The sequence below is a fragment of the Saccharopolyspora antibiotica genome (assembly GCF_047200635.1).
Lineage (GTDB): Bacteria > Actinomycetota > Actinomycetes > Mycobacteriales > Pseudonocardiaceae > Saccharopolyspora_C.
The window spans coordinates 1-13,311 of sequence record NZ_JBJZOI010000028.1; the positions used below are offsets into that span (position 1 = coordinate 1).

Consider the following 13,311-nt stretch of genomic DNA (forward strand, 5'->3'; position numbering starts at 1 on the left):
CCCCCCCCCCCCCCCCCCCCCCCCCCCCCCGAGCCCGTCGAGCGAGCGACGCGGAGCGGAAAGATCACGAAGTTGCCCGAGCCCGCGCCGACTGGTCGTAGGGTGGGCCCGTGAGCCCAGCGCAGCCGAACGGCGAGACCGAGTTGACCCGCGGTCGCCACCAGTTCGAGACCCTCTCCTCCCAGGACGTCTACGTCGGCAAGATCCTGGCGTTGCGCGCCGACGAGGTCGCCATGCCCGGCGGCGGGCGGGCCCGCCGCGAGGTCGTCGAGCACCTCGGCGCCGTGGCCGTCGTCGCGCTGGACGAGGACGACCAGGTCGTCCTGATCCACCAGTACCGCTACCCGCTGGGGCGGCGGCTCTGGGAGTTGCCGGCCGGCCTGCTCGACGTGGCGGGGGAGGCCCCGGTGCGCACCGCTCAGCGCGAGCTGGCCGAGGAGGTCGGGCTCGCGGCCGAGGAGTGGTCCGTCCTGGTGGACGTCGCCTCGTCCCCGGGGTTCACCGACCAGAGCGAGCGGGTGTTCCTGGCGCGTTCGCTCAGCGAGGTGGGACGTCCGGCCGCGGAGGGGGATGAGGAGGCGGACCTGGTGATCCGGCGCGTCCCCTTCGACGCGGCGGTGCGGATGGCGCTGGACGGCGAGATCGTGAACGCGGCCGCCGTCGCGGGCCTGCTGGCCGCGCAGGCGGTGCGTGCGGGAACCGCGACGCTTCGGCAGGCGTCGGCGCCGTGGCTCGACCGCCCGACCCGGCTGAGCCAGCGGCTGCACGGTTAGTCCGCGACCGGTGGGGCGCCGCGAACCCGCCGCGGTGGGCGGCTCGCGCCCTCAGGAGGTCAGCGCGCGGCCGTGCGCATCGGTGCTCTCGGTGCTGAGCAGGACGATGCCGTCGACCACGCACCAGATCATGGCGGCGAGGCTGCCCAGTCCGCAGGTGAGCAGGCCGCCGAGGGTGAACAGCAGCAGCTGGCCGACCGCGATCCCGGTGTGGCCCGTGTAGAACCGCCCGATGCCGAACGGCAGCAGGATCTGCAGCAGTCCCGCCGCGAGCCGGGACTTGTCCGACCACACCTGCGGTTGCTGGGGGTGCGGCATCGGGCCCGGCGGCATCGGTCCTGGCGGCATCGGGCCCGCCGCGGACGGGGCGTGCGGTGCCGCGCGGTTCATCGGCCGCGGGTGCGGGAGGTCGGTGAACAGGTCCGCCAGGTCGTTCCAGGTGAGCGAGCGGGTGGCTCGGTCGACCCGTTCCTCGTACTCGCTCAAGCTCAGCCTGCTCAGCGAGTAGTGCTCGCCGAGCGCTTGGATGGCCTGCGCGCGCTCGTGGTCGCCGATGCGCAGCTGGCCGGAATCGTACGGTGAACTCACATTGATCAGATTAGTCGAACCGGGTTCCGGAGCGCTGGGAAACGGCGGGAGAACTGACGTGCGTTCGGAGCAATTCACCTTGGTCCGTTCTCCGCTCCCCGATGCGAACGATCGCGTCCCGGGGGCGAGCCCTAAGCTGCGGCCCGATCGTCCGCGCGCAGAGGAGTGGCTGTGAAGGCCTTCGAGGACCTCCCGGGAGGAGTGGCCACCGCGTGCGCCGGTTTCCTGGACCACTTGGCGGTGGAACGGGGAAGCGCGCGCAGCACGTTGGACTCGTATTCGCGCGATTTGCGCCGTTACGGGAAATACCTGGCCGAGGCCGGGGTGCGGACCCTGCGCGAAGTCGGTGCCGGGCACCTCGCCTCCTTCACCGCCGAACTGCGGGAGGGGACGGCGGAGCACGCACCGCTGGCCCCCTCCTCGGCGGCGCGGGCCCTGGTCGCGGTGCGCGGACTGCACCGGTTCGCGCACGCGGAGGGCTGGGTCGAGACCGACGTGGCCCGCGAGGTCTCCCCGCCCAGTCCGGCGCGGCGGTTGCCGAAGGCCCTGCCGGTGGCCGAGGTGCTCCGCCTGCTCGACGGCGCGGACGGCCGGGACGTGCGCGGGCTGCGAGACCGGGCGCTGCTGGAGCTGCTGTACTCCACGGGCGCCCGGATCTCGGAGGCCGTGGGGCTCGACGTGGACGACCTCGACTCCGACGAGCGCACCGCGCTGCTGCGCGGCAAGGGCGGGCGGCAGCGGCTGGTGCCGATCGGACGCCCGGCGCTGGAGGCGGTGCAGGCCTACCTGGTGCGCGGTCGGCCGGTGCTGGCGACCCGAGGCCGGGGCAGCGCGGCGGTGTTCCTGAACTCGCACGGCGGCCGGTTGTCCCGGCAGAGCGCCTGGAACGCGCTGAAATCCGCCGCGGAAAGGGCGGGGATCGCCGGTTCGGTCTCCCCGCACGTCCTGCGCCATTCCTTCGCCACGCATCTGCTGGAGGGCGGCGCGGATGTCCGGGTCGTGCAGGAATTGCTCGGTCACGCCTCGGTCACCACGACGCAGGTCTACACGCTGGTGACGGTGAACACGCTGCGCGAGGTCTACGCGACGGCCCATCCGCGGGCGCTCCGGGGCGATACTTGAACCCGATGGAGTGGGGCGGCGCGCAATTCGCACGTGCACGGCGAGGCGCGTTGCCGCAGGTAGTGAACGCCACTTAGGCTGCGCTCGATCGGTAAGATCGTCGTCGCCAGACAAGGAGTCCTAGCGCCATGTCGACACCGCAGCCCTCCGCCGAAGGGCGGTCCCGGGGCGCGGTCGACCTGAGCATCGCCCCGCACAAGCCCGCCGCCTCGGGAACCGAGGCCGAGCTGTCGCCGGATGGCAACATCGGCCCGACCGGCCGCCCGCGCAAGCACATCCCGGAACCGCCGCTGCTGGACCGGCACGGGCCCGCCTCGGTGCTGGCCATGTGCAACCAGAAGGGCGGCGTCGGCAAGACGACGTCGACGATCAACCTGGGCGCCGCGCTCGCCGAGTACGGGCGCCGGGTGCTGCTGGTGGACTTCGACCCGCAGGGCGCGCTCTCGGTCGGCCTGGGCGTGCAGCCGCACCAGCTGGATCAAACGATCTACAACGTCATCATGGAGCGGGGGGTCGACGTCCGGGACGTGGTGATGCGGACCAGCGTCGAGGGCATGGACCTGCTGCCGAGCAACATCGACCTGTCGGCCGCCGAGGTGCAGCTGGTCGCCGAGGTGGGGCGCGAGCAGACCCTGCAGCGGGTGCTGTTCCCGGCGATGAAGGAGTACGACTTCGTCCTGGTGGACTGCCAGCCCTCGCTCGGCCTGCTCACGGTGAACGCCCTGGCGGCCGCGGACGGTGTGATCATTCCGCTGGAGTGCGAGTTCTTCAGCTTGCGCGGGGTGGCGCTGCTGATCGACACGATCGAGAAGGTGCAGGAGCGGCTGAACCCGAAGCTGGAGATCAGCGGCATCCTGGCCACCATGTTCGACCCGCGCACGCTGCACTCCCGCGAGGTGATGGCGCGGGTGGTGGAGGCCTTCGGCGACGTGGTCTTCGACAGCGTCATCAACCGCACGGTGCGGTTCCCGGAGACCACGGTGGCGGGGGAGCCGATCACGCGCTGGGCGCCGCGATCCGCCGGTGCGCAGGCGTACCGCTCGCTGGCTCGCGAGGTGATCGCGCGGTGAACGCTCCCGTGCGGCGGGGGAGGGCCGCGTGAGGCGTCGCGCCGAGCTGCCGGGAGCTTCGGAGCTGTTCCGCACCACCGCCGCGCCCGCCGCCGGGCCGCCCGCGCGGCCCGGTCCGGAGGAGCCCCGGGGCGACGCGCGCTCGAGGTCGGGGTCGGGGCGCCGCAAGCACGATGCGAAAATCACCGTGTACGTCTCCGATGAGGAGTTGCTGGCGTTGGAACAGGCCCGGCTCGCGCTGCGCGCTGAGCACGGCATCGCGGTGGATCGTGGCAGGGTCGTTCGTGAAGGGGTGGCCATGCTGCTCGCGGATCTCGATGCGCGCGGTGCGGATTCGGCTTTGGTGCGCGGCTTGCGGCAGGAGGAAGGCGAGTGACCGACTCCGCGTCCGGCGGGGTCGATGCGGTTCCGGTTCTTGAGCAGCCCGCTGCCGACCAGGCGGGCTCCGAACCCGCGCGCACCGGCTTCACCGTGCGGCTGGACAACTTCGAGGGCCCGTTCGACCTGCTGCTGCAACTGATCTCGCAGCACCAGCTCGACGTCACCGAGGTCGCGCTGCACAAGGTCACCGACGAGTTCATCTCGTACATCAAGGCGCTCGGGGAGGGGTGGGACCTCGACGAGACCACCGAGTTCCTGGTCGTCGCCGCGACGCTGCTGGATTTGAAGGCCGCCCGGTTGCTGCCCGCGGCCGAGGTGGAGGACGAGGAGGACCTGGCGCTGCTGGAGGCGCGGGACCTGCTGTTCGCGCGGCTGTTGCAGTACCGGGCGTACAAGCAGGTCGCCGCGCTGTTCGGCGAGCTGGAGGCGGGAGCCCTGCGGCGGTATCCCCGTTCGGTGGCCCTGGAGCCCCGGTTCGAGGGCCTGCTGCCCGAGGTGATGATCGGAGTGGGCCCGCAGCGGCTGGCCGAGATCGCCGCAGCGGTGTTCCGGCCCAAGCCGCCTCCCGAGGTGTCGCTGGACCACATCCACCAGCACCAGGTCTCGGTGCGCGCGCACGCGGCGGTGCTGCGGGTGCGGTTGGCGGAGCTGGGGGTGGCGGACTTCTCGACGCTGGTGGCCGACTGCGAGCACACCGTGGAGATCGTGGCGCGGTTCCTGGCGCTGCTGGAGCTGTTCCGGGAGAAGGTGCTCGCGTTCGAGCAGGAGGATCCGCTGGGGGACCTGGTCGTGCGATGGGTCGGCGGCAGCCTCGACGAAGCGCGGGCCGCGGCCGAGAGCGACCGGCGCAGCGCGAACGACGAGGAATACGGGTGAGGGAAGTGCACGAGGACGCGTCCGGTGAGGCGGCCGAGGTCGAGCGGGGCCGGGAGGCTCAGGCGGTTCCGGACTCCGAGGGGAGAGCGGAGCCGCGGGAGTCCCAGGAGCCGCGGGAGTCCCAGGAGCCGCGGGAGCCCCAGGAGGTGCCGGAGCCCCAGGAGGCCGGGCCCGGTGCCGGAGAGGTGCCGGAGTCCGCCGAGCGGGCACCGGCGGAATCCGGCGCGCGGACGCCGCCGGACCTGACCTCGGACGCGGCCCTGGACTCGGCGCTGGAGGCGTTGTTGCTGGTGGTGGACGTCCCGGCCGGGGAGGAGCTGCTGGCCGACACGCTGGACCAGCCGGTCGCCCGGATCCGCGACGCGCTGCGGCGGCTCGCGGCCGGGTACGAGGAGTCCGCCCGCGGGATCGACCTGCGGCGGGTCGGTGAGGGCTGGCGGTTCTACACCCGCGAGGTCTACGCGCCTTACGTGGAGCGCTACCTGCTGGACGGGCAGCGGGCCAAGCTGACCAGAGCCGCGCTGGAGACCCTCGCGGTGATCTCCTACCGGCAGCCGGTGACGCGCGCGCGGGTCGCCGCGGTACGCGGTGTCAACGTCGACGGCGTCATCCGTACCCTGGTGGGGCGCGGCCTCGTGGAAGAGGCCGGTACCGACCCGGAGACCGGCGGGTACCTGTACTGCACGACGGAGCTGTTCCTGGAGCGGCTCGGATTGTCGTCGCTGAAGGAACTGCCGCCGTTGGCTCCCCTGTTGCCTGAAGTGGATACGATCGACGATGTCTGAACACCGCGCCCCGGCTTCTTCGTCCGCTGCGGACGCGCAGCCGGAGGGCATCCGGCTGCAGAAGGTGCTCTCCCGGGCGGGCGTGGCGTCGCGCCGCGCCGCCGAGGGAATGATCACCCAGGGCCGCATCGAGGTGGACGGCGAGGTCGTCACCGAGCTCGGGCGCCGGGTGGACCCGGAGCGCTCGGTGATCCACGTGGACGGCACCCGGGTCGTGGTGAACGACGACGTGCAGCACCTGATGCTGAACAAGCCGACGGGCATCCTCTGCTCCATGTCCGATGACCAGGGTCGGCCGTGCATCGGCGACTACCTGCGGGAGCGGGACGGCAAGCTGTTCCACGTGGGTCGGCTGGACGTCGACACCGAGGGCCTGCTGCTGATCACGAACGACGGCGAGCTGGCGCACCGGCTGATGCACCCCTCGTACCAGGTCCTCAAGACCTACCTCGCCGAGGTGCCGGGTCCGATCGCGAAGGACCTGGGCAAGCAGCTGCGGCAGGGCGTGATGCTGGACGACGGTCCGGTGAAGCTGGACCGGTTCAGCCTGGTGGACGTCAACCAGGGGCGCGCGCTGGTCGAGCTGGTGCTGCACGAGGGCCGCAAGCACGTGGTGCGGCGGTTGCTGGAGCACGCCGGCCACCCGGTGCAGCGTCTGGTGCGCACCGCGATCGGTGAGGTGCGGCTGAACAACGAGCGTCCCGGCGCGATCCGCAAGCTGGATCGCAAGGAGGTCGGCTCGCTCTACCGCGCCGTCGGCATGTGATCTTCGAAAGCGCCGCGCGACCGGGGGCGTTTTCGCGTGCGTCGTTCAGTGATCGCGATTGCTTCAGTGTCGAGTGAAATTAATCGGTGAAGGCCGGAACACCGAACAGGCCGGGAACCCGCGAGGGGTTCCCGGCCTGATGTCGTGGGGAGTTCGGCCGTCAGGCCTTGGCCACCTTGTTGCGGGAGACCAGCCGCCGCGTCACCGGCTCGACGACGCGCGCCGCCACCGGGCCCAGGATCGCCATCAGCAGCACGTAGGCCGTCGCCAGGGCCGCCAGCTCCCCGGAGACCGCACCGGAGCTCACCGCGAGCCCGGCGATGACGATGGAGAACTCGCCGCGGGCCACCAGCGCCGCGCCGGCGCGCGCCCGGCCCATCTTGCCGATGCCCTGCGAACGGGCCGCGAACCAGCCGGTTCCGATCTTCGTGACAGCGGTGACGATGGCCAGCAGCAGCGCGAAGCCCAGCACCGGCGGGATCTTGGACGGATCCGTGTTGAGCCCGAACACCACGAAGAAGACCGCGGCGAACAGGTCGCGCAGCGGTTCGAGCATCCGGGTGGCGTTCTGCGCGGTGGATCCCGAGATCGCGATGCCCAGCAGGAACGACCCGACCGCGGCCGAGACCTGGAGCTCGGACGCGATCCCGGCGACCAGCAGGGCCGAGCCCAGCAGCCGCAGCAGGAAGACCTCGGGATCAGGGCTGTCGATCAGCGCGGAGACGTAGCGGCCGAACTTCAGCGCCACCACGAGCACGATCGAGATGACGATCAGCGAGATGCCGACGGCCGTCAACCCGCCGAGCAGGCTCACCCCGCCGAGAACCGCGGTGAGGATCGGCAGGTAGACGGCCATCGCCAGGTCCTCGAAGACCAGGATCGACAGCACCACCGGAGTTTCGCGGTTACCGAGCCGCCCCAGGTCGCCCAGGACCTTCGCGATGATTCCGGATGAAGAGATGTAAGTGACGCCAGCCATGGTCAAGGCACCGATGGGGCCCCAGCCCAGCATGAAGGCGACGATCGCGCCGGGTGCCGCGTTGAGCACCAGGTCGACCAGACCCGCCAGCCAGGAGCGCCGGAGTCCCGTGACGAGTTCGCCCGCCGAGTACTCCAGCCCCAGCAGGAGCAAGAGCAGCACCACGCCGATTTCGGAGGCCAGGTGCGTGAACGGTTCGATTCCGTGCAGCGGTATTAAGCCGCCGGTTCCGAACGCGATCCCGCCCACGAGGTACAGCGGGATCGGGGAGATGCCGATTTTCCAGGCAAGGCGGCCGAGTACACCGAGACCGAAGAACACCGCTCCCAGTTCGATGAGGGAGATCGCCGTGTCGTGCAACAGTGTTTCCTCTCGCCCTGTCCGAGTACCTGTTCAGTTGTTCCCCGCACTTGGGCGCACGGGGTCTCGCGCCCGGGAGCGGGGCTCCTGGGCGCTGAGTGCGGACGACCTTGTCCTCCGGGGCGTCAGCCCCGTTCGAGGATTTCGCTCGCGGCCCGGAGGCCTTCAGCGGTGCCGACCACGACCACCAGGTCGCCGGCGCTGAACTCGAAGTCGGGACGCGGCGACGGGTGCACGGTCCCTCCGCGGACGACGGCGACGGTCGACGCCGTCGTGCGGGTGCGCATCTCGGTGTCGCCGAGGGTGCGCCCGTCGTACGGCGAGCCCTCGTTCACCGGGAGCTGCCAGGTGTTGATCCCGGCGACCTCTCGGTGCTGCTCGCTCAGGCGCGCCACCAGCTGAGGGGCGCCGAGGAGGTTCGCGAGGGTGTTGGTCTCCTCGGCGGTGAGACCGGCCGAGGCGGCGACCTTGTCCGGGTCGTCGCTGCCCGAGACGATCAGCTCGAAGCGTCCGTCGCGGTACGTGATCACACCGATCCTGTGCCCGGAACGCGTGTTGAAGTCCTGTTGGGTCCCGAGTCCCGGAAGCGGGGTCACTGTGACGTCCACGTGTTCGAGCCTAATACACGAACTGCTGCCTTCGTGCTGCGCCTCGGACGAACCGGTGACTTTTGGACACGATGGCGGGAGTCGGACGCACCGGGTCAGCGGTGTGCCGCCGTTCGTGGACCAAGTGGGGGTCCGATCGGTGGAGCAGGCACAATGAGTGGTTGGTCCGGCGGTTCCTCGGCCGGTGGCGACTAAGGAGGAGACTCGACGTGGCAGACGCCGAGCTTCGTGGGGTGGTGGCCCTCGACGGCCCCTCGGGTACCGGGAAGTCCACCGTGGCCCGAAAGCTGGCGGCGGCGCTGTCGGCGTCGTACCTCGACACCGGCGCGATGTACCGGGCCGTGACGCTCGCGGTGCTGCGCGCCGGGATCGAGCTCGCGGACGAGGCGGCGGTGGCCGCGCAGGCCGCGGCCTCGCTGCCGGTGATGGGCACGGACCCGGAGCTGCCGACGGTGGTGCTGGGCGGCGAGGACGTCTCGCGGGAGATCCGCGGCCCGGAGGTCACCGGTGCCGTCTCGGCCGTCTCGGCGGTGGCGCGGGTGCGCGAGCTGCTGGTCGAGGAGCAGCGCAGGATCATCCGGGAAGCGCTGGCGGCGCCGGGCGGCGTGGTCGTGGAAGGACGCGACATCGGCACGGTCGTGGCCAGGGACGCGGAGCTGAAGGTGTACCTGACCGCTTCCTCGGAGGCCCGCGCGCGGCGCCGCAGCGATCAGGACGTGGCCGCTGGGCGTTCCGCCGATCTGGCCCGGACCCACGCCGACGTGCAGCGGCGGGACGCGTTCGACTCGGGCCGCGCGGTGTCGCCGCTGCGGATGGCCGAGGACGCGGTGGAGCTGGACACGACCGAGCTGGACGTGGCGGGCGTGCTGGCGCGGCTGGGTTCGATGGTGCGGGCGCGGGGGCTCGCCGCCGGCGTGGAGCCGACGCGGTGAGCGGGCTGGATCTGCCGGAGGGCGCGTCGCGCCGGTTGCAGCGGGCGGCCCGGTGGATCGGGCCCTTCGTGGTGCGGTTGCCGTACCGGTTGCGCGTGCACCACCGGGAGCGCGTGCCGGAGAGCGGGCCGCTGGTGCTGGTGGCCAACCACAGTTCGCTGATGGACGGGCCGGTGCTGTTCGCTACTGTGCCGCGCTCCTCGGTGTTCCTGATCAAGCAGGAGATGTTCCGCGGTCTGCTGGGCCGGGTGCTGCGCGGCATCGGGCAGATCCCGGTGCGCCGGGGCGAGCCGGACCGGACTCCGCTGCTGGCGGCGGTGCGGGTGCTGCGCGCGGGCGGGCTCGTCGGGGTGTTCCCGGAGGGGACTCGCGGTGCGGGTGAGGTGGACAGCGCGCAGCACGGGGCGGCGTGGCTGGCGCGCAGCTCGGGGGCGCGGGTGCTGCCGGTGGCGTGCCGGGGCACGCGCCGTCCCGTCGGACGGGGCCGTAGGCTTCGTCCCAGGGTGGACGTGCTGTTCGGCGAGCCGGTGGTGGTGGCGGCGGCCAAGGGGCGCGCCGGGTTGACGGCAGCGACCGAGCAGGTCCGCGACGAGCTGGTGGGGCTGATCGCCGAACTGGACGGGCTGATCGCCGGGACCACCGGAAATGACGACGTGAGAGGGAAACGAGCGTGACCGAGGAGTCGGTGGGCCGCCCGGACGATGCGGGTGCACCGCTGGACGGCGGCCTGGACGGGACGTGGTCGGACGAGGCCGAGTGGTCTGAGTTCGACGGTGTCGAGGGTGATGAGGACAGCGCCGAGGGCGGTCCGCAGCCGGTGCTGGCGGTGGTCGGCAGGCCCAACGTGGGCAAGTCGACGCTGGTGAACCGGCTGCTCGGGCGCCGGGAGGCGGTCGTGCAGGACATGCCGGGCGTGACCCGGGACCGGGTCGCCTACGACGCGCTGTGGAACGGCCGCCGGTTCACGGTGGTGGACACGGGTGGCTGGGAGCCGAGCGCGAAGGGGCTGCAGGCCTCGGTGGCGGCCCAGGCGGAGATGGCGATGTCCACGGCGGACGCGGTGCTGCTGGTGGTGGACGCCCAGGTCGGGGCGACGGCGACGGACGAGGCCGTGGCCCGGGTGCTGCGCCGGTCGAAGCGGCCGGTGCTGCTGGCGGCGAACAAGGTCGACGACGAGCGGATCCTCGCGGACGCGTCGACGCTGTGGTCGCTCGGGCTGGGTGAGCCGCGGCCGATCAGCGGTCTGCACGGGCGCGGGTCGGGTGACCTGCTGGACGCGGTGCTGGACGTGTTCCCGGACGTGCCGCACGAGCAGTTCGGCACCACCGGAGGGCCGCGCCGGGTGGCGCTGGTGGGCAAGCCGAACGTCGGCAAGTCGAGCCTGCTGAACCGGTTGACCGGTGAGCAGCGCGCGGTGGTGGACGACGTCGCGGGCACCACGGTGGACCCGGTGGACTCGCTGGTGGAGCTCGACGGCGAGGTGTGGCGGTTCGTGGACACCGCCGGGCTGCGCAAGCGGGTGCGCACGGCGAGCGGCACGGAGTACTACGCCTCGTTGCGGACGAAGGCGGCGATCGAGGCGGCTGAGGTGGCGGTGGTGCTCATCGACGCCTCCGAGCCGTTGACCGAGCAGGACCTGCGGGTGATCGGGATGGTCATCGAAGCGGGCCGGGCGCTGGTGCTGGTGTGCAACAAGTGGGATCTGGTCGACGACGACCGCAGGCGGAAGCTCGACAAGGAGCTGGACCGCGAGATGATCCGGGCTCGCTGGGCCGAGCGGGTGAACGTGTCGGCGGAGACGGGTCGTTCGGTGGCGAAGCTGGCGCCGGCGCTGCGGACCGCGCTGGAGTCCTGGGACACCCGCGTGCCGACCGGCAGGCTCAACGCTTGGCTGTCGGACCTGGTTTCGGCGAGTCCGCCGCCGGTGCGCGGCGGCAAGCAGCCGAAGATCCTGTTCGCGACGCAGGCGCACCCGCGTCCGCCGACGCTGGTGCTGTTCACGACCGGTTTCCTGGAGGCCGGGTACCGGCGGTTCGTGGAGCGCCGGTTCCGCGAGGAGTTCGGGTTCACCGGAAGCCCGGTGCGGATCTCGGTGCGGGTGCGGGAGCGCAAGGACGGGCGCAAGGCGCGCCGCTGAACGGACGAGCGGTCGGGTACTGCACGCAGACCAAGATTGCGTTGCCGATAGCCTTCGGTCAGCCCTGTGCGCGAGGGAGGTGACCGGGGGTGCGTGTGGACTCCGCCGCGGATGGTTCCGCGGCGCGGCCGATCCGCTTGGTGCTGGCCGACGACGAGGTGATGTTGCGGCGCGGCCTGCGGGTGCTGCTGGAGCACGCCGGCCTGATCAAGGTCGTCGCCGAGGCGGGCACGGGTGATGAGCTGCTGTCGGTGGTGCGCACGCATCAGCCGGACGTGGCGCTGATCGACGTGCAGATGCCGGGCAAGGACGGGTTGGCCGCGTTGCGGGAGCTGCGCGGTCTGCCGCGTCCGCCGGTGTCGGCGGTGTTGACGACGTTCGATCTGGACGACTACGTGGCCGAGGCGTTGCGCTCGGGGGCGCACGGTTTCCTGCTGAAGGACGCGGAGCCGGACGCCTTGGTGCGCGCGGTGCAGGACCTGGCCGCCGGTGGTGCGGTGCTGGACCCGCGGATCGCGGTGCGGTTGTTGCCCCGATTCCGCTCGTTGAGCGATTCGGCGCACGAGGTGCGGCTGGTGCGGACGTTGTCGGCGCGGGAGCGTCAGGTGCTGGAGCTGCTGGGCGCGGGTCGTTCCAACGCGCACATCGGGGAGCAGCTGGGGTTGACCGAGGCGACGGTGAAGAGCTACGTCTCGACGGTGTTGAGCAAGCTGGGGGCGGAGAACCGCGTGCAGGCCGCGTTGATCGCGCAGCGGGTAGCGGGGACGGGTGAGGGCGAGCGGCGTTGACCGCGTCGGCCCTGCTCGGTTCGCGGCGGGTGCTGCTGGACCTGTTCGCGGTCCTGGTGCCGGCGGGCATGGTGCTGCTGGCGCAGAACGGTTCGCCGTGGCCCTTGGCGACGGGACTGCTGGCGTGCGCCGGGCTGGTGGTGCGGCGCTGGTCGCCGAAGTCGGCGCTGCTGCTGTGCCTGCCGGGGTTGGCGGGTGGTCTGGGCTGGGCCGCGGCGTTCGTCGCGCTGTTCCGGTTGGGGCGGGCGTCCGCGCACACCTGGTGGCTGGTGGCCTGGGTGTCGCTGGCGGCGTCGAGCGCGCTGGCGCCGGTGCTGATCTGGCAGTCGCTGCCCGCGAAGGACGTCGCGTTGACGGTGGCGGTGTCCTTCATCGCGGCGGGCAGCCCGGCGGTGATCGGCACGTTGATCGAGACCCGGGCGGAGCTGACCGAGAGCGTGGCGCGGTTGCGGGAGGCGACCGAGGCGGAGCTGTCGGCCAAGCAGGAGACGGCTCGGGCGGAGGAGCGCGCCCGGATCGCGCGCGAGATCCACGACGCGGTGGGGCATCACGTCACGCTGATCGCGGTGGAGGCGGCGGCGTTGGGCGCGGGCAGCGCGGAGCCGGAGGTGCGGGAGTCGGCGTCGCGGGTGCGGGTGCTGGCCAAGGAGGCGTTGGCGGAGATGCGCTCCGCGTTGGGCCTGGTCTCCGAGGAGCAGGGTTCTGCTGGGGTGCGGGCGATTCCGGAGCTGGTGGCGCGGGCGCGGGAGTCGGGGATGCGGGTGCGGCTGCGGGATGAGCGCCCGGAGGCGGTGCGTCCGGCTCCGGGGGTGGCTCGCGCGGCCTACCGGGTGGTGCAGGAGGCGCTGACGAACGCCTCGAAGCACGCCTCGGGCGCGGAGGTGCTGGTGGAGTTGTCGGTGGAGGCCGAGCGGCTGCGGGTCGTGGTGCGCAACGGTGCTCCGGTGGTGAGCGATCGCGCGGCGGGGATCGACGGCGCGTGGGACGCGGGCCGGGGTGGATCGGGCTTGCCGGGCTTGGCCGAGCGGGTGCGGATGCTGGGGGGCGGCCTCCGGTCGGGCCCGTGCGGTGAGGGTTTCGAGCTGAGCGCGGAGTTGCCGCTGTCGCCGTCCTGATCGGGCGGGAGCGGACCGGCCGCTCCCGCCC

Annotated in this window: 15 protein-coding genes; 12 read left to right on the forward strand and 3 right to left on the reverse strand. The window is 72.0% G+C overall.

What is annotated here, in order from left to right; translation table 11 throughout:
* Positions 1–110: 110 nt before the first annotated feature.
* Positions 111–773, forward strand: a complete 663-nt coding sequence (locus ACL03H_RS20985) for an NUDIX domain-containing protein (protein WP_412813002.1) — start codon at positions 111–113, stop codon at positions 771–773.
* 51 nt (positions 774–824) lie between these two features.
* Here ACL03H_RS20985 and ACL03H_RS20990 read toward each other — a convergent pair whose 3' ends face one another.
* Entirely contained in the window at positions 825–1,361 is a 537-nt protein-coding gene (locus ACL03H_RS20990) for a DUF1707 domain-containing protein (protein ID WP_412813003.1), read from the reverse strand.
* A 171-nt stretch (positions 1,362–1,532) separates the two neighbouring features.
* Between ACL03H_RS20990 and xerD the strand changes: the two genes are divergently transcribed.
* From xerD to ACL03H_RS21020, 6 genes are all read left to right on the forward strand, one after another.
* A complete protein-coding gene (gene xerD, locus ACL03H_RS20995; protein WP_412813004.1) occupies positions 1,533–2,483 on the forward strand; it encodes a site-specific tyrosine recombinase XerD in 951 nt (316 codons plus the stop codon).
* A gap of 128 nt (positions 2,484–2,611) precedes the next feature.
* On the forward strand, positions 2,612–3,553 hold the full coding sequence (locus ACL03H_RS21000; protein WP_412813005.1) for a ParA family protein: 942 nt from the start codon (positions 2,612–2,614) through the stop codon (positions 3,551–3,553).
* A 28-nt stretch (positions 3,554–3,581) separates the two neighbouring features.
* Complete coding sequence (locus ACL03H_RS21005) at positions 3,582–3,929, forward strand: hypothetical protein (protein WP_412813006.1); 348 nt, start codon at positions 3,582–3,584, stop codon at positions 3,927–3,929.
* Positions 3,926–4,810, forward strand: a complete 885-nt coding sequence (locus tag ACL03H_RS21010; protein ID WP_412813007.1) for a segregation and condensation protein A — start codon at positions 3,926–3,928, stop codon at positions 4,808–4,810. The genes ACL03H_RS21005 and ACL03H_RS21010 overlap by 4 nt, the downstream gene beginning before the upstream one ends.
* The gene (scpB, locus tag ACL03H_RS21015; RefSeq protein ID WP_412813008.1) at positions 4,807–5,595 is read left to right on the forward strand and encodes an SMC-Scp complex subunit ScpB; all 789 of its coding nucleotides are present in this window, start codon (positions 4,807–4,809) and stop codon (positions 5,593–5,595) included. Before ACL03H_RS21010 ends, scpB begins: the two co-directional genes overlap by 4 nt.
* Positions 5,588–6,361 (forward strand): pseudouridine synthase, encoded by a 774-nt coding sequence (locus ACL03H_RS21020; protein WP_412813009.1) that lies wholly within the window; start codon positions 5,588–5,590, stop codon positions 6,359–6,361. The genes scpB and ACL03H_RS21020 overlap by 8 nt, the downstream gene beginning before the upstream one ends.
* Before the next feature lie 160 nt (positions 6,362–6,521).
* On the opposite strand, the gene ACL03H_RS21025 is transcribed toward ACL03H_RS21020, so the two are convergent.
* Both ACL03H_RS21025 and ACL03H_RS21030 read right to left on the reverse strand, forming a co-directional pair.
* Positions 6,522–7,700 carry a cation:proton antiporter gene (locus ACL03H_RS21025; RefSeq protein WP_412813010.1) on the reverse strand — a complete coding sequence of 393 codons (1,179 nt, stop codon included), beginning with the start codon at positions 7,698–7,700 and terminating at the stop codon, positions 6,522–6,524.
* A 125-nt stretch (positions 7,701–7,825) separates the two neighbouring features.
* Entirely contained in the window at positions 7,826–8,308 is a 483-nt protein-coding gene (locus ACL03H_RS21030; protein ID WP_412813011.1) for a cation:proton antiporter regulatory subunit, read from the reverse strand.
* A 209-nt stretch (positions 8,309–8,517) separates the two neighbouring features.
* On the opposite strand from ACL03H_RS21030, the gene cmk reads away from it, so the two are divergent.
* The 5 genes from cmk to ACL03H_RS21055 all read left to right on the forward strand — a co-directional run bounded on the left by cmk (position 8,518) and on the right by ACL03H_RS21055 (position 13,280).
* Entirely contained in the window at positions 8,518–9,240 is a 723-nt protein-coding gene (gene cmk / locus ACL03H_RS21035) for a (d)CMP kinase (protein WP_412813012.1), read from the forward strand.
* Positions 9,237–9,914: a lysophospholipid acyltransferase family protein gene (locus ACL03H_RS21040; RefSeq protein ID WP_412813013.1), complete on the forward strand. Its 678-nt coding sequence runs from the start codon at positions 9,237–9,239 to the stop codon at positions 9,912–9,914. Before cmk ends, ACL03H_RS21040 begins: the two co-directional genes overlap by 4 nt.
* Positions 9,911–11,377 carry a ribosome biogenesis GTPase Der gene (der, locus tag ACL03H_RS21045; RefSeq protein ID WP_412813014.1) on the forward strand — a complete coding sequence of 489 codons (1,467 nt, stop codon included), beginning with the start codon at positions 9,911–9,913 and terminating at the stop codon, positions 11,375–11,377. Before ACL03H_RS21040 ends, der begins: the two co-directional genes overlap by 4 nt.
* An 89-nt stretch (positions 11,378–11,466) precedes the next feature.
* Positions 11,467–12,165 carry a response regulator gene (locus ACL03H_RS21050; RefSeq protein WP_412813015.1) on the forward strand — a complete coding sequence of 233 codons (699 nt, stop codon included), beginning with the start codon at positions 11,467–11,469 and terminating at the stop codon, positions 12,163–12,165.
* The gene (locus tag ACL03H_RS21055) at positions 12,162–13,280 is read left to right on the forward strand and encodes a sensor histidine kinase (RefSeq protein WP_412813016.1); all 1,119 of its coding nucleotides are present in this window, start codon (positions 12,162–12,164) and stop codon (positions 13,278–13,280) included. Before ACL03H_RS21050 ends, ACL03H_RS21055 begins: the two co-directional genes overlap by 4 nt.
* Positions 13,281–13,311: the final 31 nt, after the last annotated feature.

Bases quoted from the DNA above. Each gene is read 5' to 3' on its own strand.
- ACL03H_RS21000 (WP_412813005.1), top strand. From the start codon at position 2,612: ATGTCGACACCGCAGCCCTCCGCCGAAGGGCGGTCCCGGGGCGCGGTC.
- ACL03H_RS21020 (WP_412813009.1), top strand. From the start codon at position 5,588: ATGTCTGAACACCGCGCCCCGGCTTCTTCGTCCGCTGCGGACGCGCAG.